This window comes from Pseudoalteromonas sp. KG3, from assembly GCF_030436385.1.
Taxonomy (GTDB): Bacteria; Pseudomonadota; Gammaproteobacteria; order Enterobacterales; family Alteromonadaceae; genus Pseudoalteromonas; species Pseudoalteromonas prydzensis.
This window is the reverse complement of sequence record NZ_CP098523.1, coordinates 3,095,858-3,116,432: the sequence shown is the minus strand read 5'-3', so window position 1 is coordinate 3,116,432 and position 20,575 is coordinate 3,095,858. Positions and strand designations below refer to the sequence as shown.

Sequence of the window (20,575 nt, the reverse complement as noted above, 5' to 3'; positions counted from 1 at the left end):
GTGAGTTTAGATAAATTCAAAATCGCAATGCAGTATGCAATGCCAAAACATTTTGTATCGCGTATGGTAGGTAAATTAGCCGCAGCAAAAGCTGGTGCATTAACCACTACCTTGATCAAACTATTCATTAAACAATACAAAATAGATATGAGTGAAGCGCAATATAGCGACCCCGCTCATTACAAAACCTTTAATGAATTTTTTACTCGTCCACTAAAAGACGGCGTACGGCCATTAACAACGGATAGTGACATCATTGCACATCCAGTAGATGGTGCAATTAGCCAATTAGGCCCGATTGTTGAAGGGCAGCTTATTCAAGCTAAAGGTCATAACTACAGCTTACAAGCATTACTTGGTGGCTCAGAGCAAGATACAGCGCCTTTTTTAGGTGGTGACTTTGCAACTATTTATTTGGCACCAAAAGACTATCATCGCATTCATATGCCAATTGATGGCACCTTGAGCAAAATGATTTATGTACCGGGTGATTTGTTTTCAGTAAACCCGCTTACCGCGCAAAATGTGCCAAACTTATTTGCACGTAACGAGCGTGTCGTAGCGATTTTTGACACTGAAATTGGCCCGCTTGCCATGGTATTAGTCGGTGCAACGATTGTAGCCAGCATCGAAACAATTTGGGCTGGTACCGTTACACCACCAGCAGGTAAAGATGTGTTTAGCTGGAACTATCCAACTTCTGGTGACAACGCCATTACCTTGAAAAAAGGTGAAGAGATGGGTCGCTTTAAGCTTGGCTCGACGGTTATTTTAGCTTGGGGTGCAGATAAAGCAGACATCCTTGATGATCAAAAACCAGGTACTGTGACTCGCATGGGCACACCGTTCGCTAAGATTGATGATTAGCTAGTTAGCTAGTTAGCTAGTTAGCTAGTTAGCTAGTTAGCTAGTTAGCTAGTTAGCTAGTTAGCTAGTTAGCGACTAGATTTAACTAAAAACGCGGAAAGGCTAGAGTCATTCCGCGTTTTTTATTTAATCGATTTCTGCAGCACACTCTGAGCACCCCGGCGCTTTAGTTAATTGAAACTGCTGCTGCGCTAAAGTTAGTCCATCAAAACGAATAAACTGGCTACCTTGGTGATGGCCAAGCACAATGTTAACAGCCAATAATGCCTGCATTGAACCGATCACACCTAATAATGGGCTTAGCACGCCTGCATTACTGCAATTTAGCGTTTGCTGTTGTGGTTGCTTGCCAAATAAACAGCCGTAACAAGGGCTTTGAGGCTGGCGAAAATCAAAACACATTAGCTGACCTTCGCTCGCGATTGCCGCCCCCGACACCAGTGGTATACCCAGAGCTAAGCATTGCTTATTAACCACATAACGCGTGCTGAAGTTATCACTGCAATCAAGTACTAAAGTAGCGCCAGAAAACACTTGCTGAGCATTCTCAGCATTTAGTTTGGCACTTATTGTATTGATCTTGATTTGATTATTTAAGCTGGCTAATACTTTCCCCGCAGCGCTGACCTTATCTTGCCCTAAGTGATTTACTTTATAGAGCACTTGGCGCTGTAAGTTTGAAAGCTCTACTTTGTCGTCATCTAACAAGGTTAATTCGCCAATCCCAGCCGCAGCTAAATACAGCAACGCGGGGCTGCCTAAGCCTCCCGCGCCAACTACCACAATATGGGCTGCTTTTAATTTTAACTGCCCTTCAAGCCCCACTTCTTTGAGCATTAAATGACGGCTATAACGCAGCTGCTCTTTGTCAGATAACTCAACCATTTTAATAACCCAAAGCGCTTTGTAAATCGACGATAGCTTGCTGGTAATCCGCAGACTCTGTAATTGCTCTGACCACTGCAACACTACCAACCCCCGTTGCTGCAACTTCACTAGCACGCGCTAAATCAATACCGCCAATGGCAACGGTTGGGTAATCTTGCATTAACGGCACAAAGTGTTTTAACTTTTCAAGCCCTTGAATTTGCCCTGTCATATCTTTGGTGGTGGTTGGGTAAATAGCGCCAAACGCCATATAACTCGGGCGGTAATTATGAGCGCGTAGCATTTCGTAAAAACCGTGAGTAGAGAGCCCTAACCGCATGCCAGATTCTTTAATTGCAACCAAGTTAGCGTCGAGCAAATCCTCTTGCCCTAAGTGAACGCCATAAGCACCATGCTTAATGGCTAATTGCCAATGGTCATTTATATACACGTTGCCGTCATACTTTTTACCAAGTGTGACCGCCGCTGCGACCGCTTGTTCAAGCTCGGTTTCACTGCCATTTTTCATTCTTAGCTGTACGGTTTTAACCCCTTGCGCTAAGCACTTTTCTAACCAATCTAACGTATCAACTACTGCATACAAACCAAGCTGTTTACTTTCACACTCAGTAAAGCCTGCCGCCATCATAAATTCATTCGGTTGTTCAAAGTCCAGTTCATCACCAAGCCAACTGCCCGCTTCTATTACTTGTGGGTAATCGGCAAGGTTTTCTGGAAAGCTCGTTTGTGCTACAGGGCCAATCCCTTCACCATAGCGCACAGCCGCTTTTAAACCTTGGTTGATATACGCTTTCGCTAAGATAAAAGCATCTTTTAATGGGTAATCTTTTGCTAAACAGGCTGCTATCACCGACGCCATACTACACCCTGTACCGTGACTGTGCGGCGTTTGAATTTTTTCATTACCGAGCCAATATTCATTACTACCATCAGCGCTACCATCCCTGCAGTAATCAATACAATAACCACTTGGGTAATCCCAATGACCGCCCTTGATAATCACCGCTTTAGCGCCCCAACTTTGCAGCTTTTCGGCTGCCTCAATAACGGCACCGGGGCCAATTAAATACACGCCGGTCAATAACTGAGTTTCATGGGTATTTGGGGTGATCACATCCACCAGCGGTAATAAGCATTCTTTAATTGCGCTAACCGTATCTTCTTCGGTGAGTAAGTCACCACTACTGGCAATGGCCACCGGATCATATACAACCAAAGGCGCAACCGGCCAAGTGGCTTTATAATGTTTTAAATGTTCACTGATCAATTGAATTTGCTGCACATTGGCCAGCATACCAATTTTAATAACTCGAGCTTTCATGTCGCTTTCAAGAGCGAGTAATTGCGACTCAATAACGTCGGTTGAAATCGGGTTAAGTGCTTCAACCCCTAAGCTGTTTTGCGCAGTCAATGCGGTGATAGCTGTACAACCATGCACGTCAAAACTTTGCATCGCTTTAATATCCGCCTGAATACCTGCACCACCGCCAGAGTCAGATCCAGCAATTGTCCAAACAACATGATTCATAGTTATGTATTTCCTAATTTTTATTCTTAATACCAAATTCTTGATGCCAAAAAGGCATACCCATAGTAGGGGTAGATGGCGCAGCAACGTCTTTTTCTGGCATTGCCTTTGCTCGGTAAGCAAAACGACCCGCATCAACGGCTGCTTTAAATGCATGACTCATGGTAACAGGGCAGCCCGCCCCTGCAATAGCCGAATTTAATAACACCGCATCATAACCTAATTCAAGCGCTTGGCAGGCATGTGATGGTAAACCAAGGCCAGCATCAACAATCAATGTGGTATTGGGTAAACGCTCCCGAATAGTTTTTAAGTTATATTGATTTAATAGTCCTTTACCTGTGCCAATCGGTGCTCCCCACGGCATTAGCACTTCACATCCAGCATCAGCCAAACGTTGGCATAACACTAAATCATCGGTGCAATACGGTAATACCTTAAAACCCTCGGCTAACAGTATTTTAGTTGCCTCAAGCAATGCAAACGGATCTGGCTGTAGGTTATATTCATCGCCGATCAACTCTAGCTTGATCCAATCAGTGGCAAATACTTCGCGGCACATTTGCGCGAGCGTGACGGCTTCCTTAACACTGTGGCAACCCGCTGTATTGGGTAAGATTTTTAACCCAGTATCTTTGATCAATTGCCAAAAGTCATCCCCTGCGGCGACACTTTGTTGACGTCGTAATGACACAGTAACCACCTGCGCGCCAGAGGCTACAATCGAGTCTGCCATAATAGCTGGTGACGGATACAATGCCGAACCAATTAATAACCGACTAGTGAACTGCTCACCATAAATACTAAAACTATCTGATATTGCGCTACTCATATTAGCCACCTTGAATTGGTGATAGTAATTCAATGCTATCGCCTTCGTTAAGTAAGCATGTATCACACTGACTACGCGGGATAAACTGACCATTAACCGCAACCGCAAAAGGTTCTTTCGCGGCAAATTGGCGCAAAGCTTGGGTTAAATTGGCATTATTTGCCAACTCAAAATATTGACCATTAATTGTTAATTTCATATTTATTTTTATACTTACTTTAATAGTAAACCTTAATTGATCCGAGCCACAGCATCAGCCACTAAACTAGGCGCGAGCAAATAGCCATGACGGTACAAACCATTAATGCTGATCACCTGTTGTTGTTGCGTTACTTGCGGGCGATTATCACTAAAAGCAGGACGCAGGCCGGTTTGAATACTTAACACCCGAGCTTCAGCAAAGCCGCTATGTACTGTGTACGCTGCCGATAACAACTCAAGGGTTGAGCGGACCGTCGCTGGGCCATTATCTTGTGATTCGATTTCTGTCGCGCCAATCACATACTGATGATTGGGCTTAGGTGCGATATAAATTGGATAACGCGGATGCATTAACCGCACTGGCCGCGTTAAATTAACCTCAGGGGCGTACAAACGCACCACCTCGCCACGTACTCCTCGCAGCTTACAGACTGTGCTTTTAGCACCCAGACCTCGACAATCAATAATATAATCAAATGATTGCTGTAATTTTTCACAGTTTACATCGATCACTTGGGCAAATTTAAAACTCACGTTACGCTGTTTGAGAGTCTTGAAGCTAGCTTGATAAAAAGCCTGATTATCTATTTGCCCTTCACAAGGTAAATACACCCCTTGATTAAAGCGCCCTGCAAGCTCCGGCTCTAATTCACTAATTTGCGAACCCGTTAACGGATGCCCATGATGGCCAGCCAAAGGTTTTAAGCGTTGTATAAAGCTTTGCAAGTCACCCTTATCTTGTTGGTGAGCCACCACTAAGGAGCCTTGCTGTTGAAAAAACACTTCATCATCAAGCTGCGCTAAAATACTCGGCCAACGAGCAATTGAATCCAACCCTCGCAAAGCTAAATCTTGCTCACATAAAACAGATTCTGCTAATGGTGCAAGCATCGCCGCCGCGACTCTCCCAGCACTATCAAACGCTTGTTCATCCCCCGCTTCATAAACAGTAACATTATGCTTTAAGCTCAGCTCAAGCGCCGCTAAACGTCCCGTTAAACCAAACCCCACCACTGCAATGTTGTAAGACATGAGAGTTCCTCCGGTTCTAGGTTCTAGGTTCTAGGTTCTAGGTTCTAGGTTCTAGGTTCTAGGTTCTAGGTTCTAGGTTAACAACATCCTAAAACCTAGTCTCTTCCCTAGAACCTAGCGCCTTTTAGTTAAACCGCTTTATGGTAAATCTCTGAGCCGGTTTGTTTAAACTCGGCTGATTTAGCTTGCATTTCGGCTTCTACATCGACCATTTTGATCTCAATAGCATCACCGACGTTGTTAGGATCTATGCCTCTGGCTTCGAGATCTTTGGCATATTCTCGCACTTCTTGGGTGATTTTCATTGAGCAGAATTTTGGCCCGCACATAGAGCAAAAATGTGCTACTTTGCCAGATTCTTGAGGCAAGGTTTCATCGTGGTATTCACGGGCACGAACAGGGTCTAAACCAATATTAAATTGGTCATGCCAACGGAACTCAAAACGAGCTTTTGATAAGGCATTATCACGCTCTTGTGCACCTGGGTGACCTTTCGCTAAATCGGCAGCATGAGCGGCAATTTTGTAGGTGATCAAGCCTTCTTTAACGTCTTCTTTATTTGGTAAACCTAAGTGCTCTTTTGGTGTTACGTAACAAAGCATGGCACAGCCATACCATGCAATTTGCGCCGCACCTATCCCAGAGGTGATATGGTCATAACCAGGCGCAATATCGGTAGTCAGTGGCCCTAGTGTATAAAAAGGCGCTTCATCACAGTGCTTAAGTTGCTCTTCCATATTTTCTTTGATCATATGCATTGGCACATGCCCTGGGCCTTCAATGAACACTTGTACATCGTGTTTCCAGGCTATTTTGGTCAGCTCTCCTAAAGTACGTAACTCACTAAATTGCGCTTCATCGTTAGCGTCAGCAATGGAGCCTGGACGCAGACCATCACCCAATGAGAAACACACATCGTATTGCTTTAAAATTTCGCAAATATCTTCAAAGTGAGTGTATAGAAAATTTTCTTTATGATGCGCTAAACACCACTTCGCCATAATAGAACCACCGCGCGACACAATACCGGTAACGCGTTTAGCAGTCATTGGTACATAACGCAATAACACACCAGCATGAATAGTAAAGTAATCAACGCCTTGCTCGGCTTGTTCAATGAGCGTATCGCGGAAAATCTCCCACGTTAGGTCTTCTGCCACGCCATTTACTTTTTCAAGCGCTTGATAAATTGGCACAGTACCAATGGGCACTGGTGAGTTACGTACCACCCATTCACGGGTTTCATGAATATAACGGCCCGTTGATAAATCCATTACCGTGTCAGCACCCCAACGGGTTGACCAAACCATTTTTTCAACTTCTTCTTCAATTGATGAACTCACTGACGAGTTACCAATATTAGCGTTAACTTTGACTAAAAAGTTACGGCCAACAATCATTGGCTCAGTTTCAGGATGATTGATGTTATTGGGTAAAATTGCACGCCCGCGGGCAATTTCATCTCGTACAAATTCAGGGGTAATAAACTCAGGAATGCTCGCGCCAAACGACTCACCTTTGTGCTGCTGCGCTAATAATTCTTGCTGAATTTGCGCACGGCCCATGTTTTCGCGTATTGCGACATATTCCATTTCAGGAGTGATAATACCTTGACGCGCATAATGCATTTGCGTGACATTTTTACCGGCTTTAGCGCGGCGAATTTTTGGTAAGTGCTCAAAACGAATATGATCTAGGCCTTCATCGGCCATACGTTGCTGGGAAAATTGTGAGGTAACGGACTCTAAAACTTCAGTATCGCCGCGGCTTTCAATCCACTGCTCGCGATACTTATCCAGGCCTTTGCGGACATCTAAAGTGAAATTCGGATCGGTATAAGGCCCCGAGGTATCATAAACACGCAGTGGCGCATTTGATTCATACACAGGGTTTTCTTCGCTGCCACCAATAAAGGTATCGCTTAGGGTGATTTCACGCATACCCACGCGCACATTATCATGTGTACCTTGTACGTAAACTTTATGTGAACTTGGGAACGGTTGCCCAGTCAGGTTATAAATGTAATCTGATGCAGCCGCACGGGTTTCGCGGCGAGACGGTTTATTTGTTGTGTTTGACATGACTTACCTCATTGCTAAAAGGGTTGTCTTGTCAGATATTGCTGTGCAATAGAGAGTAGCAGATGCTACATGGATCGTAGGTGGGTATTACAAAAAGTACACCCAACCTTGGCAGCCTGGATACTTATACGCCAAACAGGCGCACAAGCACCTGTTTTAGGCAGCTTGTTCCCTACGCAGGTGTTAGCCTGATCAGGTTCACGGATCCCGCTTTCGCGATCTCAGCCTTTAAGTTAAAACTCAAGGCACTCCGACAAGTAAAATTCTATATATTGTTCGCTGACGAGTGTACGTTAGTTACACGCTTGCTGCAAGAGCTCAGCCTGCTGGAATAAACGCAAATGTTTGCTCGCCATTTAACACCAGTTGTTGATCTTGAATTTGCAGTGGCACGCCTTGCTTTAACGCATTTAAAAACTGCTGTTCAAACTCATCCAACTCATCACCACATGATTTACGGGTCATCCCTAGCTTATTCACTGTTAGATGACTGTCATCCAGTTGGCCTTCGCCAAAAAACTTATTACAACCGGCAAAACCATTGACTTGTAAAGCTTCAATAAAACTCAATGAGGCAGAATAAGATGCCGGGATCGCTAAACCATCAACTCGTGATAGTTGCCACTTGGTGTATTTCAATTGCTCACTAGTGACGTTCCCTGTCGATGAGCAGCCTACACATAAACCGATTATAAGCATCGGTATTGCTGCTAATTTCATGTGATTACTAACCTAAAACTCAATCGCATTATGATAACAACAAATAACCATTTATACCGTTAAAAATGCATGTTTTTAATGTAAAAAATTGTTCTAAGATAGTAAAAAAGATGCCTATTGGGCTTGAAATAGCTGATCAATCTGCGCTGGTAAGAATGGTCGCCCTCGCTCATTCACTGATGTACCAATCACCAATGCCTTTAACATTACTTTTTCATCATGCTTTCGTACTATAGTTTGTCGAAAGCCAAACTTTAAGCGACTTATGCGCTCAGGCTCTACAGCAACATAAAACTCATCGCCTGGGACCAGTGACTGCTTGTAATCCATTTCGCTGCGCATCACCACCAGGTTAATTTTATCGCGGGCAAGCTGAGCAAAATCAACCCCGTTGGCGTGCAAAAATTCATGGCGTGCGTGCTCTAGGTAGTTAAAATACACACTATTATTTACAATACCTTGCAGGTCACATTCATAATCACGCACTTTAAAGTCAACTTTAAAGGTCATATTTGTATTCCTTATTATGTATACTGTGCGCGTTTATAGCACATTAATATATCGAGTATCACGACTTTAATAAGAATAGTTGCTATCATGCAAGTCCCTGAAATGGAGTTAAGTAACCGAATGAAACTACGCTTGTCTTTAATTACTGCCGCGCTCTTACCATTAGTATGCGCCCCTGCTTTTGCTGATGATTCTGAACTTGAAAAAATACTCGTTACTGGGGATTTTCAAAAAGAAAGTATTCAAACCCTCAGCGCCAGCGCTAGCTTATTTAGCGATCGTGAAATTAATGAGCGTGGTGCTAGTTTTCTTGATGAAATGCTTGCCAGTGCCGCCAATGTAAACTTTACCTCGGGCGCATCGCGTGGCCGCTATATTCAAATTCGTGGGGTTGGTCTACGCTCGCAGTTTGTTGATCCAATCAACCCATCTGTTGGTTTAGTGATTGATGGCATTAATTATTCAGGCCTTGGCGGCAGTTCGCTATTATTTGATGTTAACCAAGTTGAAATATACCGCGGCCCGCAAGGCACACGCTTTGGTGCTGATGGCATGGCAGGTATGATCCAAATGGAATCAGCTGATCCAAGCTTTGAGCCAAGTTTAAAAGTACAACTGGGCGCAGGTAACTACAATAGTTATGAAGCGGGTGTTGCCGCAGGTATTGGTATTACAGATAGCACCGCAGTACGCGCCAGTATTTACCAGCGCGAATCTGACGGTTATCAAGATAACCTATACCTTGATAAAGCAACACAACAACAAGACGAAATGGTTGGCCGCTTTAAACTACATAGCCAACTAACCGATCACTTACGCTCTGAATTAAGCGTTCACTATATTGATATCAACAACGGCTATGATGCCTTTACCCTTGATAACAGTCGTAATAGCGTAGCAGATGAACCAGGCCAAGATAACCAAGAAAGCATTGCCGTAGGCCTTGCCAATATATACACCGGCTTTGATTGGTTTGATGTAAGTCTTAACCTATCAGGTATTGATAGTGAGTTAGTTTACAGCTTTGATGAAGATTGGGTGTGTAATGATATTAACCAGCCACAGTTATGTGCTGCCGGTCTACACCCTGATGGTTATAGCTCAACTGATGCGTACTTTCGCGATCGTCAAGACCAAGCGGCAGAGCTGCAATTTAATGGCAAAGGCGGCAACTGGGTTGTAGGACTTTATTATCAAGACCGTGAAGTTGATTTAGAACGCCAATATACATGGCTTGCAAATCCATTTGCTTCAAACTATGAAACTAGCAATAGCGCTATTTATGGTCAACTCGCAACGCCGATTGGTAATAAAACCACCTTAATCACAGGCTTGCGAGTTGAGCAATACCAAGGTGACTACACTGATAATAACGGCTTTATCGAAGAAACTGACGATGTCATGGTCGGTGGTAAACTAGCACTTGAATACCAAGTGATTGACCGTACCATGATCTACACCAGTTTAACCCGTGGTTATAAAGCCGGTGGCATTAACTCCGAAGCACTCGCAAAAGCTAAAGATGATGGCTTAAACCTTGATGCCGATTTTTTCCAAAATCATGTTAGTTTTGCGCCAGAATATTTGTGGAGCGGTGAGTTTGGTGTAAAAGGCAGCTCACTGGATGACAAATTTGTGCTACGTTTAGCAGCATTTTATATGTACCGCGAAGACATGCAGTTAAAGGCATGGAAAGTAGAAAATCAAAAGTTTACTGGTTATGTTGATAACGCCAGCTCAGGTGAAAACTACGGCCTTGAAATTGAAGGAAGTTACCAGTTAACAGACGATTTAGTTTTCACTGGTAGCGCAGGTTACCTAAATACCAAAATTAATGACTTTGTTGCGCAATCAGGCTTAGATCAAGATGGTCGTGAACAATCACAATCCCCTAAATACCAATACGCGTTTACAGCGCGTTACAACTTCACTAATGAGCTATATGCTACAGTGGGTATTGAAGGCAAAGACGATTATTACTTCTCGGATAGTCATAACTCACAAGCACCGAGCGTTAATCTAGTTAACTTCAGTGCGGGCTATGAAGCAGATCAGTGGTCAATCCGCGCCTGGGCACGTAACGTGTTTGACGAAGATGTACCCACTCGTGGTTTTGAGTTTGGTAACAACCCAGCTGATGGTTATGCAACGCATACCTACACCCAGCTTGGCGAACCTATGGTCGCTGGTGTCACCTTTATTTACGAGTTATAATTAATAGGTGCTAGGTGACTAGGTACTAGGATTTCCTAGATGTATGGACTCCCTCTCCCTGAGGAGGTACGGTTTTAATCCGACAAAAGATTAACCAAAGGAGTCCATACATGAAAGATACTAATATATTGGCTATTGATTTAGCAAAGAATGTTTTTCAAGTCTGTAAACGAGATCCAAAAGGTAAAGTCCTCTTCAACCGAGAACTTAGCCGAGCAAAACTAAAAGAGATGCTTGTTAAGCAGCCACGCTCATTGGTGGCGATGGAAGCATGTGGTAGTGCGCAATATTGGGCTAGGCTAGCACGTGCTCTTGGTCACGAAGTCAAAGTCATTTCCGCAAGAACAGTTAAGCCTTTCCAAACTAAGCAAAAAACGGATCGTAATGATGCTTTAGCCATCGCAATCGCCGCTTCTCAAGAGCATATCCATGGTGTTCGTGTGCAATCTGCCGAAGAGCAGGCTTTGCAATCATTGGAGCGAGCTCGTCATTTAGCAAAAACACATCAAATAGCACAGAGTAATCAAATTAGGGGCTTACTTGGAGAGTTTGGTATTATTGTGCCACCAAGCTTATCCCAACTTCGTAAGCACATTCCTTTTATTCTGGAAGACGCTGAAAATAGCTTGCCTCAGTCTTTTCGTGAAACACTGAATTATTTATGGCAGCACTTACTACAGCAAATCGAACATGTTGCCATTTTGGAACGCCAGCTCGAAGGCGCTGTAAAATATGATACGACCTGCCAAAAGTTGATGAAGTTAGAGGGCGTCGGCCCCATCGGTGCTTTAGGGCTAGCGGTGCGTTTAGGTCAAGGTGAGAATTTTACCAACGGTCGTGAAGCATCAGCAAATATAGGGTTAACACCAAAGCAACATAGTTCAGGTGGTAAAGAGCGTATTGGGCATATTTCAAAGCGTCATGCAGATAAGCGACTTCGTTCCACTCTTTTCCAAGGAGCGCTTTCTGTTATCACGCAAGTGAGTAAACGTCCAGCCAGAACAAGCAAAGAGCGTTGGCTACAAGCCTTAGTCGAGAGAAGAGGCAAAAAAATCGCAGCGGTTGCTTTCGCAAACAAAACGGTAAGAACAGCTTATGCGATATTAAAGAATGACACGGAATATCAGCCAATCTCATTGGCTTGATATTCCATGTTGAATCAGCAAAGAGCGATGTAAAACAGGTAAGACCGACCAATAGAAGCAAGTTAGGTCCTAAGGCACTTTAGATGCCGCTTCCTAGAGTTTGCCTATTGGTGCGAGTACATTTTAGGGCGAGGTAGCTCCTCAATAAAGCCCGTATATAAGCACGCATCTATACTTGTTTTTAAAGACAGTTTTTTGTTGATTTACTTAGGGAGTCCATATAAGCACCTAGTCACCTAGTACCTGGCTCTTCAATTAAGCCCTACCTACATCAAACGCGATCACTTCTTTTATCGTATGTTTTTTGGTTGCTAACATCACTAACCTATCAATCCCTAACGCCACTCCTGCACATTGCGGTAATCCGTGCTCAAGCGCTGCGATTAAACGCGTGTCCATAGGCACTTGTGGCAAGTTATTAGCATCGCGGTATACATTATCCTCAGTAAAGCGTTTAGCTTGCTCCTGCGCATTGGTAAGCTCATTAAAGCCATTCGCCAGTTCCATGTTCTGATAGTAAAGCTCAAAACGCCCAGCTACTCGTGAATCATGCTTACAAATACGTGCTAAAGCAGCTTGTGACGCCGGAAAATGATATACAAAACAGGGCTTATCTTGGCCGATTGTTGGCTCTACTTTCATGCAAAATAATAATTGCAGTAAAGTATCTCGGTGAGTTTCATGTGCGGCTATGTCAGCAAAGCCTTGCTCAATAGCGAGTTGCTGTAATTGCGCCAATGTCGCGGTCAGTGGATCAAGCCCCAAAGCCTGTTGGAATGCTTGCTGGTAAGTTAATCGCTGCGCAGCAGGAACATTTAAAACTAGCTGCATTAACTCATCTATCTCATCCATCAAGGCAAACTCATCAAATCCGGGGCGATACCACTCCAGCATAGTAAATTCAGGGTTATGATGAATACCCGCTTCTTCATTACGAAACGCTTTACAAAGTTGAAAAATAGCACCGCTGCCTGCTGCTAATAATCGCTTCATGGCAAACTCAGGAGAAGTCTGTAAATACAGCGGCAGGCCTTTAGCATGGCCAGGTCCTACAAAAGAGGTATTAAAACTGGCTAAGTGTACGTCAGTAACACTGGCAGCACTTAGGCTGGGGGTATCGACTTCCATTACTTCACGGGCATAAAAAAACTCACGGATAGTTCTCACAATACTCGCACGTTGCTGCAAGGTTGCTATTTCGGCACTAGGCATCCAAAGATCTGCTGACATATTTTCTCCAAAAAAAATCCCAGCCTAAGCTGGGATTTAATTAAGTCATGTTATTGCTTACTTAACACGGCTTACGTATTCACCACTGCGAGTATCTACTTTGATCACTTCGCCAATTTGTACGAATAATGGTACACGTACTACAGCGCCAGTGCTTAATGTAGCTGGTTTACCACCAGTACCGGCTGTATCACCTTTTAGGCCTGGATCAGTTTCAGTGATCTCAAGCTCAACAAAGTTAGGTGGAGTCACAGCAATTGGGCTGCCATTCCATAATGTGATAGTACATACATCATTTTCAACTAACCATTTACCTGAATCACCTAGCGCTTTTTCATCCGCGGCGATTTGTTCAAAAGTTTCGTTGTTCATGAAATGCCAGAATTCACCGTCAGTGTAAAGATACGCAAGATCAGTATCCATTACATCAGCACCTTCGACTGTATCACCTGATTTAAAGGTTTTTTCAAGAACTTTTCCAGAGATCAGTTTACGGATGCGAACACGGTTAAATGCTTGACCTTTACCAGGCTTTACCATTTCATTTTCTAAAATACTGCAAGGCTCGCCGTCCATCATAATTTTTAGGCCGCCCTTGAACTCGTTGGTGCTATAATTCGCCATCGTTTCCTCTATCTAATAATTTTTCGAGTAATCTACGTGCCAATGATACAAAGAAATGAAGCAAATTTGCATAAAAACTGGCAAAAAGAATTAGCTAATGTTGTTACCTGCCCACGCACCTTGCTAGAAATGCTAGGTTTATCAAGCATGGCCGATGAAAAAGACCTTAAAGCACGCGCTCTTTTTCCGGTTCGTGTACCTGTGCCTTTTATCAAAAAAATGCGTTATGGCGATATAAACGACCCGTTGCTGCTGCAAGTCATGCCACGCCACCAAGAGTTTATCGCTAAAACAGGATTTGATAAAGATCCTTTGCAAGAACAAAACAACGCGCAACCAGGGCTACTACATAAATACAAGTCGCGAGTTTTAGTAATGTTTAAAACTGGCTGCGCGGTAAATTGTAGATATTGCTTTCGCCGTCATTTTCCATACCAAGAAAATCAACTGAATAAACGCAGCCTAATTGAAGCACTCGACTACATTAAGTCGGATCATAATATCAATGAAGTGATCTTAAGTGGTGGCGATCCTCTGATGGCCAAAGACGATGCGATTAGTTGGTTTATGGATGAGCTGGAACAATTACCACAAATTAAGCGCATGCGAATTCACAGCCGTTTACCTGTGGTGATCCCCACCCGTATTACCGATGAGTTATGCCAACGCTTAGCAAGCTCACCGCTTAAAATAGTGTTTATTAATCATATCAATCACGCCAATGAAATTGACGATGAATTTAAAGCCGCAATGCAAAAGCTAAAACACGCAGGGGTGATGTTACTAAATCAAGCTGTGATATTAAAAGAAGTGAATGATTCAAGCCACGCACAAATAGCACTAAGTGAAGCGTTATTTTCGGCTGACGTACTGCCTTATTATCTCTATTTATTAGACAAGGTCGAAGGGGCTAGTCATTTTGATATTGATGAATCGCAGGCACGCAAAATTATGGCTGATATGCTGCACGCATTACCAGGCTACTTAGTGCCTAAGCTTGTACGTGAGATCGGTGGTCAAAAAAGTAAGACCCCAATCGATCTTAAGCTAATTTAATCAAATTAGCTTAAGCGGCTAAACGTACACGTTTACATTATTACCAAGCGAAGCTGTTACAGACTTAGCCGGTGTTTGCGCTGCACTACTTGTGCCAGCAGCTTCAATTAACGCCAGTGCCGCTGCGCCATCAGCCTTTTGCTGTTTTTTTGCTAAAGCTGCACTGTAAACTTCACCGCTTTGTCCGGCACCACTCATGGCCGGTAGATTTCCACCTGATATATTCATAGCTCATACCTGACTTTTTAGTTCATTACCCGTATTATATCGGCAATGCAGTCGAAAGCTTTAGGAAAAAAATGGATTCAATTATTGAACAACTCAATGCCAACTTAAAAATTGTTTATCGTCAATCAGTTGATGCTGATAAAAAGTTAGATGAACTTCAACAACAAGGCCATGGAAAATTTAAAGCATTATTCCCTGCTGACGCAGGTTTTAGCTTTGAAGCAAAGCGCTTTAAGCCTTATGTGCTGGATGTTGCCGCTGATGTAGAGAGCCTAAGTACGCATGGCCTAAACGAAGAAAAGCTCAAGGCAACCGTTATTAAGCTGCAACAAATACTGCAATTATTAGCGACTTTTAAATAGCAAAAAAGCGCTCACCGTGTGAGCGCTTTTTCATCCCAGTTAGATTAACATTAACTAGGAACAATTTGTGGCATTAACTCTTTATTAAACCAATCTGTAATTAAGCGTTTATCGTAATAAAACTCTTCGTCTCGGCCCATTTTAATTTTATCCATAAAGCCCATGTCTTTTAACTCGACTTTATCGCTTTCGCTCAGCACTTTGCCATCTTTATCAGTCACTGAATATTTAAACTCAATACGTGGAAAATAAATCGGTTTAACGATACGCAGATCATTCATACCGCCAAAACGTACATCGCCGGCTAAATCCAGTTCAGTCACTTCAACGTTGAATTTATAACCTTCAGGTAATTCTTCAGCCAATTTATTGAAGTGCTTTTCAAAACTTGTCGCAATATGTTTATGATATGACCCTTTAGGTTCATTTGATGGTCGCACATCACGGTAGTCATTAAAGTCTTGCCATTTAACTACAGCTTCGCCAGCATGAGCAAAAACAGGAAGTGCTACTAGCATTGCCATTGCCATTTTTTTAACTGTATTCATAACATTCCCCAATAAAGGCGTTACCCTATTTATAAGGTGCAAGATTAGCACTTTCAACTTAACTATAGCTTAATACTTATTTTTGTAATTGTTATCATTTATAGCAAAAATGTAACTAAGTACATAATTTTAACAACAACTAAAATAAATGACAGATAACACAGGCAATCAATCGCTATTTATGATGAAATTAGCTTAATTGAAGAAAATTACTTAAATGGAGATAGTATGACTATTTTAGTCACAGGTGGCGCAGGCTATATTGGCTCACACACAGTTTTAGAACTACTACAGCAAGGACTGGATGTTGTCGTTATCGATAACCTAAGTAATTCATCACTAGAATCGCTCAACCGAGTAAAAAGCATAACAGCTAAAGATATTACTTTTTATCAAGGTGATATTCTTGATAAAGCATTTTTAGAGCAAGTATTTGCTAAACACCAAATCGACAGTGTTATTCATTTTGCAGGCCTTAAAGCCGTTGGTGAATCAGTAGTAAAGCCGATTGAGTATTATCAAAATAATGTACAAGGTACGCTAACCCTCATTGATGCTATGCGTGATGCGGGTGTATTCAAGCTAGTATTTAGCTCATCCGCCACTGTGTATGGTGACCCAGCAAGCTTACCAATTCGCGAAGACTTCCCAGTTGGTGGAACTACCAATCCTTACGGCACATCAAAACTGATGGTTGAAATGATGCTGCAAGACATAGCGAAGTCAGATGAACGCTTTGCGTTTGCAATTTTGCGCTACTTTAATCCTGTTGGTGCACACGAATCAGGTTTGATAGGTGAAGATCCAAATGGTATTCCAAATAACCTACTTCCTTATATCTCACAAGTTGCTGTGGGTAAATTAAAACAATTAGGTGTGTTTGGTGATGACTACGACACCGTTGATGGCACCGGTGTTCGTGATTACATCCACGTTGTAGACTTAGCACTTGGCCACTTAAAAGCGCTTAATAAAATCAATCAAGATACTGGCGCCCATGTTTACAACCTTGGTACTGGCAATGGTTATTCAGTGCTGCAAATGCTCAACGCATTTAGCAAAGCCTGTGGAAAAGAAGTTCCCTATCTGGTATCTCCTCGTCGTCCAGGTGATATCGCAGCCTGTTATGCGGCACCAGAAAAAGCCCAAAACGAGCTTGGTTGGCAAGCAGAGCGTGGGATTGATAGCATGATGCAGGATACTTGGCGTTGGCAAAGTAATAACCCTAATGGTTATAAATAGCTAAACTTAAACCAGCTTCAATAAGCTGGTTTTTTTATATTTTTTGAAATCTTGAATTCAAGTATTAAGTGCAATCATTATGCAGCCACCAGAACTTCTGATTGCCCCGTAAATAATTCATGAGGGGTTTTATACCCTCTTGTTTTTCTTGGCCGATGGTTGAGCTTATCAACTGCCGCCTGTATCTCTGCTTCACTTAGCGCCATAAAGTCAGTTCCCTTGGGGAAGAAGCGTCTAAGTAAGCCGTTGGTATTCTCATTTATGCCCCGCTCCCATGATGAATAGGGATGAGCGAAATACACATCAGCTTCTAATTTTTGTGCAACATGCTCATGGTGAGCAAACTCTTTTCCATTATCTAACGTCACGGTAATAACCTTACCTTTATATGGTGTCATACACGTGATCAGCGCATCGGCTGTTATTTTCGCATGCTTGCTTTCAATTCTGTGAACGACTGTATATAACGTTTTACGTTCAACCATTGTGACAAGCGCATTTTTACGCCCTTTACCTATCACTGTATCGCCCTCCCAATCACCAATCCTAGACTTTGAATCCACAATACTTGGGCGTTCATCAATGCTGACTCGATTAACTATCTGTCCACGTTTATCATAGCTTCCATAGCGTTTTTTATACTTTTTACATGCACGAGTGAGTGTCTTATGTAGCTTGCCACCACGAGCCTTGTCTCTGTAAATATATTGATAAATTGTTTCATGATGTAAAACGACCTGTTTCTCTAAAGCTAAGCGGCCTGCCACTTGCTCAGGGGAAAGTCCGTCATGCAACAATTTATTAATCCAGTGAGTGACGTCCTCTGTTAACTTACTTGCTTTGAAAGATGACTTACGTCTTTGTTCAGCAAAGTTATTGGCTTGGTTAGGCCGATAGCCTTTAAGTCCTTTATTGCGTTTTAGCTCTCTAGAAATAGATGACGGTGAACGAGTTAGTTCTTCAGCTATCTGCTTTTGGTTATTTCCTGCTTTTATTAACGCGTAAATCTGGTATCTTTCTTCTTGTGTCAGCTGTTTATATTTCATTAAAGCAATTTCCTTTGGCGAGAAAATGGCCGAATTATAACAGCTGGCCATCTAATCTGAGAAATTGCACTTATTATCCGAATTTAGGAATAAAAAACGTCATTAGCGGCTCTTTTACAGTATCTATATTAAATTAAGTGCCAAAGATGCAACCAACTTACACACATTACTGTATTTATTCACTGCTCATTATTAGCTTATCGTTACTAGGGCTTAGCCTGTTATATGGTGCGGGAGTTAATAATGTGCATGCTATTTTCGATTTTTATCAATTAGCCAATGTTATACCTCAAAAAGTGCAATCAATACTCGCTGGAGGGGCTTTTTTAGCCACCGTTTTATTTATTGTTTTAAGTTTAAAACAATCTTACTTTCAAGCGCCTGCTTTTGTAAGCCTTATTGTACTTGCTGTTATACCACTGATTACCTTACTGAGTGAAAGTCGTTGGATGACTGACTTAGGTGGCTTCCCAATTATAGGCTCAGGGCAAGGTATAATTAAGTACACCGCACTTATTTCTCTCGCTATTTACCTTTATAAACCACAGCGCTTGTCAGCTCAAGGCATGGCAGTTTTGAACTTCTTTCCTGTTGCATTAGTACTTATTTGGATTGGCGGTGTGAAGTTTTATGAGTTTGAAGCAAACGGAATTGTGCCGCTGGTATCAACCTCAGTGTTTATGTCTTGGTTATATACTTTATTTTCGGTGCAAACCGCGTCTGATTTAATTGGTATCTACGATATCTTTTTTGCTTTAGCACTGGCTCTAGCAATTATAAAAAAACATCCATTAGCCATTTATGTTTCGGCTCTTGGCTGCAGTGCTGTATTTTTAATGACGCAAACATTTTTATATTCTGCGGAAGGGGCTTTTGACAGTTCAACACTACTTGCAAGCTTAGGCCTTTTTGTTATTAAAGATCTATGGTTTGTTGCTAATTTACTGGTGATTGCTTACTTTGCTAAAAAGCTTAATCCTCGTTAGAAAGCATACTTCATTACTTGTAACTACAAGCCGCTATTACTCTTATCACAATAATAGCGGCTGCATGTAAAAATAAGTTGTTTTTAAAGCACTGACAAGCCCTTAATACCAATCTACATAAAGATTAAGTCATTCTACTCCCGTCTCTAGAACATATGCTTTTAACCGTATCAGGAACTGCGATGAATTTATTCCACGCTTGCGAAACCTGTTCGACTATTTATTCATAATCACTAAACACGCGATTAGATAGACAGTGTTGCCTTATCCAACTCCACTGTTAAGGTTGTTTAAAACCCATTTATTGACACCGCCGCGAGCTGTATTTAGCCGCTTAGCAATATTCGTTCTATTTCCACCTTCATAGAATAATGAAACAGCAAGCAGGCGTATGCACTTTCTTGCATTAGGCTCTTTACGTGATAAAGCTAAAAGTTGTTTGGATTCTTCTAAGTTCAATTTAGTAAAAGTTACTAAGTAATGATGCTCTAATTAGATCACATAATTTAGCAGATTAGTATAAGCATATATGCTTTAGAGCATGGACAAATTTGATCACTTAATAAATAGTATTGGTATCAGTTTACCGTAAGCGTCTAGCAAAGTGCACCTGTCAGTAACTAGTTAAAATGATTAAGCTATTTCTGAATTTCAATTAGGAGATAGTCATTAGAAAAATGCGTAGCCTTGAACAGTGGCGCAGTATTATCGAAGAACAACAAGCCAGTGATTTAACTATTACTGAGTTTTGCCTGCAACATGCCTTATCAAAAACAAGCTTTTATGCGGCACGAAGTAAGCTTACTGCTGCATCTGGTAGTTTTGTTCGCGCAAAAGTCACTAAACACGTTGACCCCACTGAACAGCAACAGCCGATCATTCTTGCTATCGGTAACGTGAAAGTCAGCTTGCCATCCACAATGCCTGCCACTTATCTGAGTCAACTGTTACGCGAGCTTGCCTAATGAAAATGTTTGTTGAACCCGATCATATTTACCTCTATCGCGATGCTGTAGATTTTCGAAAATCCATTGATGGTCTGGTTGCACTCGTTGAAGGCGAGCTTGAACGTGATGCCTATACTGGCGCATTATTTTTATTTTGCAACAAAGCGAAGGATAAACTCAAGTTGGTTTACTGGGATAAAACGGGCTTTGCTTTGTGGTACAAGCGGTTAGGTGCGACAAGAAGTCGCTTTGTTTACTGTTGAACTTTGATTCAACCCTTCGTATTGC

The 20,575-nt window shown here is 42.2% G+C and carries 24 protein-coding genes, 1 pseudogene and 1 riboswitch; of the genes and pseudogenes, 11 read left to right on the top strand and 14 right to left on the bottom strand.

The features are described from left to right. Positions 1-867, top strand: coding sequence for an archaetidylserine decarboxylase (gene asd / locus NDQ71_RS14715; protein ID WP_192543121.1), 867 nt, complete (start codon positions 1-3; stop codon positions 865-867). A 126-nt stretch (positions 868-993) separates the two neighbouring features. Here the strand turns inward: asd and NDQ71_RS14710 are convergent, their stop codons facing one another. From NDQ71_RS14710 to thiC, 6 genes are all read right to left on the bottom strand, one after another. Further along, positions 994-1,752, bottom strand: coding sequence for a HesA/MoeB/ThiF family protein (locus tag NDQ71_RS14710; RefSeq protein ID WP_301561768.1), 759 nt, complete (start codon positions 1,750-1,752; stop codon positions 994-996). A gap of 1 nt (position 1,753) precedes the next feature. Next, the gene (thiE, locus tag NDQ71_RS14705) at positions 1,754-3,283 is read right to left on the bottom strand and encodes a thiamine phosphate synthase (protein WP_301561767.1); all 1,530 of its coding nucleotides are present in this window, start codon (positions 3,281-3,283) and stop codon (positions 1,754-1,756) included. A gap of 13 nt (positions 3,284-3,296) precedes the next feature. Continuing rightward, positions 3,297-4,115 carry a thiazole synthase gene (locus NDQ71_RS14700; RefSeq protein WP_064668766.1) on the bottom strand — a complete coding sequence of 273 codons (819 nt, stop codon included), beginning with the start codon at positions 4,113-4,115 and terminating at the stop codon, positions 3,297-3,299. A gap of 1 nt (position 4,116) precedes the next feature. After that, on the bottom strand, positions 4,117-4,314 hold the full coding sequence (thiS, locus tag NDQ71_RS14695; RefSeq protein ID WP_064668765.1) for a sulfur carrier protein ThiS: 198 nt from the start codon (positions 4,312-4,314) through the stop codon (positions 4,117-4,119). A gap of 32 nt (positions 4,315-4,346) precedes the next feature. Then, positions 4,347-5,348, bottom strand: coding sequence for an FAD-dependent oxidoreductase (locus NDQ71_RS14690; protein WP_301561766.1), 1,002 nt, complete (start codon positions 5,346-5,348; stop codon positions 4,347-4,349). 128 nt (positions 5,349-5,476) lie between these two features. Continuing rightward, a complete protein-coding gene (thiC, locus tag NDQ71_RS14685; protein ID WP_301561765.1) occupies positions 5,477-7,429 on the bottom strand; it encodes a phosphomethylpyrimidine synthase ThiC in 1,953 nt (650 codons plus the stop codon). 69 nt (positions 7,430-7,498) lie between these two features. Here thiC and NDQ71_RS14680 point away from each other — a divergent pair, with 69 nt between their 5' ends. Then, entirely contained in the window at positions 7,499-7,621 is a 123-nt protein-coding gene (locus NDQ71_RS14680; RefSeq protein WP_263973455.1) for a hypothetical protein, read from the top strand. Continuing rightward, positions 7,582-7,692: riboswitch (TPP riboswitch) on the bottom strand. (Overlaps the previous gene by 40 nt.) 55 nt (positions 7,693-7,747) lie before the next feature. On the opposite strand, the gene NDQ71_RS14675 is transcribed toward NDQ71_RS14680, so the two are convergent. Together NDQ71_RS14675 and NDQ71_RS14670 are read right to left on the bottom strand one after the other, a co-directional pair. Beyond that, a complete protein-coding gene (locus NDQ71_RS14675) occupies positions 7,748-8,149 on the bottom strand; it encodes an META domain-containing protein (RefSeq protein ID WP_064668762.1) in 402 nt (133 codons plus the stop codon). Positions 8,150-8,263: 114 nt separating this feature from the next. Then, positions 8,264-8,659 carry a thioesterase family protein gene (locus tag NDQ71_RS14670; protein WP_064668761.1) on the bottom strand — a complete coding sequence of 132 codons (396 nt, stop codon included), beginning with the start codon at positions 8,657-8,659 and terminating at the stop codon, positions 8,264-8,266. A 120-nt stretch (positions 8,660-8,779) separates the two neighbouring features. Between NDQ71_RS14670 and NDQ71_RS14665 the strand changes: the two genes are divergently transcribed. Together NDQ71_RS14665 and NDQ71_RS14660 are read left to right on the top strand one after the other, a co-directional pair. After that, entirely contained in the window at positions 8,780-10,873 is a 2,094-nt protein-coding gene (locus NDQ71_RS14665) for a TonB-dependent receptor (RefSeq protein ID WP_301561764.1), read from the top strand. Between the two features lie 110 nt (positions 10,874-10,983). Further along, positions 10,984-12,018, top strand: a complete 1,035-nt coding sequence (locus NDQ71_RS14660; RefSeq protein WP_192543250.1) for an IS110 family transposase — start codon at positions 10,984-10,986, stop codon at positions 12,016-12,018. 255 nt (positions 12,019-12,273) lie between these two features. Here the strand turns inward: NDQ71_RS14660 and epmA are convergent, their stop codons facing one another. Beyond that, complete coding sequence (gene epmA / locus NDQ71_RS14655; protein ID WP_301561763.1) at positions 12,274-13,248, bottom strand: elongation factor P--(R)-beta-lysine ligase; 975 nt, start codon at positions 13,246-13,248, stop codon at positions 12,274-12,276. Positions 13,249-13,305: 57 nt separating this feature from the next. Then, a complete protein-coding gene (gene efp / locus NDQ71_RS14650) occupies positions 13,306-13,872 on the bottom strand; it encodes an elongation factor P (protein ID WP_064668759.1) in 567 nt (188 codons plus the stop codon). A 42-nt stretch (positions 13,873-13,914) separates the two neighbouring features. Between efp and epmB the strand changes: the two genes are divergently transcribed. Further along, positions 13,915-14,928: an EF-P beta-lysylation protein EpmB gene (epmB, locus tag NDQ71_RS14645; RefSeq protein WP_192543039.1), complete on the top strand. Its 1,014-nt coding sequence runs from the start codon at positions 13,915-13,917 to the stop codon at positions 14,926-14,928. A gap of 18 nt (positions 14,929-14,946) precedes the next feature. Here epmB and NDQ71_RS14640 read toward each other — a convergent pair whose 3' ends face one another. Beyond that, the gene (locus NDQ71_RS14640; protein ID WP_192543032.1) at positions 14,947-15,156 is read right to left on the bottom strand and encodes a hypothetical protein; all 210 of its coding nucleotides are present in this window, start codon (positions 15,154-15,156) and stop codon (positions 14,947-14,949) included. Between the two features lie 71 nt (positions 15,157-15,227). Here NDQ71_RS14640 and NDQ71_RS14635 point away from each other — a divergent pair, with 71 nt between their 5' ends. Beyond that, positions 15,228-15,518, top strand: a complete 291-nt coding sequence (locus NDQ71_RS14635) for a hypothetical protein (RefSeq protein ID WP_064668756.1) — start codon at positions 15,228-15,230, stop codon at positions 15,516-15,518. 50 nt (positions 15,519-15,568) lie between these two features. Here the strand turns inward: NDQ71_RS14635 and NDQ71_RS14630 are convergent, their stop codons facing one another. Next, positions 15,569-16,066: a DUF3016 domain-containing protein gene (locus NDQ71_RS14630; RefSeq protein ID WP_064668755.1), complete on the bottom strand. Its 498-nt coding sequence runs from the start codon at positions 16,064-16,066 to the stop codon at positions 15,569-15,571. Positions 16,067-16,294: 228 nt separating this feature from the next. On the opposite strand from NDQ71_RS14630, the gene galE reads away from it, so the two are divergent. Next, positions 16,295-17,308: a UDP-glucose 4-epimerase GalE gene (gene galE / locus NDQ71_RS14625; RefSeq protein WP_192543035.1), complete on the top strand. Its 1,014-nt coding sequence runs from the start codon at positions 16,295-16,297 to the stop codon at positions 17,306-17,308. Positions 17,309-17,385: 77 nt separating this feature from the next. Here galE and NDQ71_RS14620 read toward each other — a convergent pair whose 3' ends face one another. Next, the gene (locus NDQ71_RS14620) at positions 17,386-18,354 is read right to left on the bottom strand and encodes an IS30 family transposase (RefSeq protein WP_086959932.1); all 969 of its coding nucleotides are present in this window, start codon (positions 18,352-18,354) and stop codon (positions 17,386-17,388) included. A gap of 146 nt (positions 18,355-18,500) precedes the next feature. Here NDQ71_RS14620 and NDQ71_RS14615 point away from each other — a divergent pair, with 146 nt between their 5' ends. Then, positions 18,501-19,340, top strand: a complete 840-nt coding sequence (locus NDQ71_RS14615; protein ID WP_283709474.1) for a DUF417 family protein — start codon at positions 18,501-18,503, stop codon at positions 19,338-19,340. A 29-nt stretch (positions 19,341-19,369) separates the two neighbouring features. Further along, positions 19,370-19,435: pseudogene (locus tag NDQ71_RS24430) on the top strand (Vmc-like lipoprotein signal peptide domain-containing protein); the annotation flags it as partial. Positions 19,436-19,604: 169 nt separating this feature from the next. Here the strand turns inward: NDQ71_RS24430 and NDQ71_RS14610 are convergent. Next, positions 19,605-19,799 carry a hypothetical protein gene (locus NDQ71_RS14610; RefSeq protein WP_157586824.1) on the bottom strand — a complete coding sequence of 65 codons (195 nt, stop codon included), beginning with the start codon at positions 19,797-19,799 and terminating at the stop codon, positions 19,605-19,607. Between the two features lie 218 nt (positions 19,800-20,017). On the opposite strand from NDQ71_RS14610, the gene NDQ71_RS14605 reads away from it, so the two are divergent. Together NDQ71_RS14605 and tnpB are read left to right on the top strand one after the other, a co-directional pair. Then, positions 20,018-20,305 (top strand): IS66 family insertion sequence element accessory protein TnpB, encoded by a 288-nt coding sequence (locus tag NDQ71_RS14605; protein WP_301561762.1) that lies wholly within the window; start codon positions 20,018-20,020, stop codon positions 20,303-20,305. Further along, on the top strand, positions 20,305-20,550 hold the full coding sequence (tnpB, locus tag NDQ71_RS14600; protein WP_301561761.1) for an IS66 family insertion sequence element accessory protein TnpB: 246 nt from the start codon (positions 20,305-20,307) through the stop codon (positions 20,548-20,550). Before NDQ71_RS14605 ends, tnpB begins: the two co-directional genes overlap by 1 nt. Positions 20,551-20,575 lie beyond the last annotated feature (25 nt).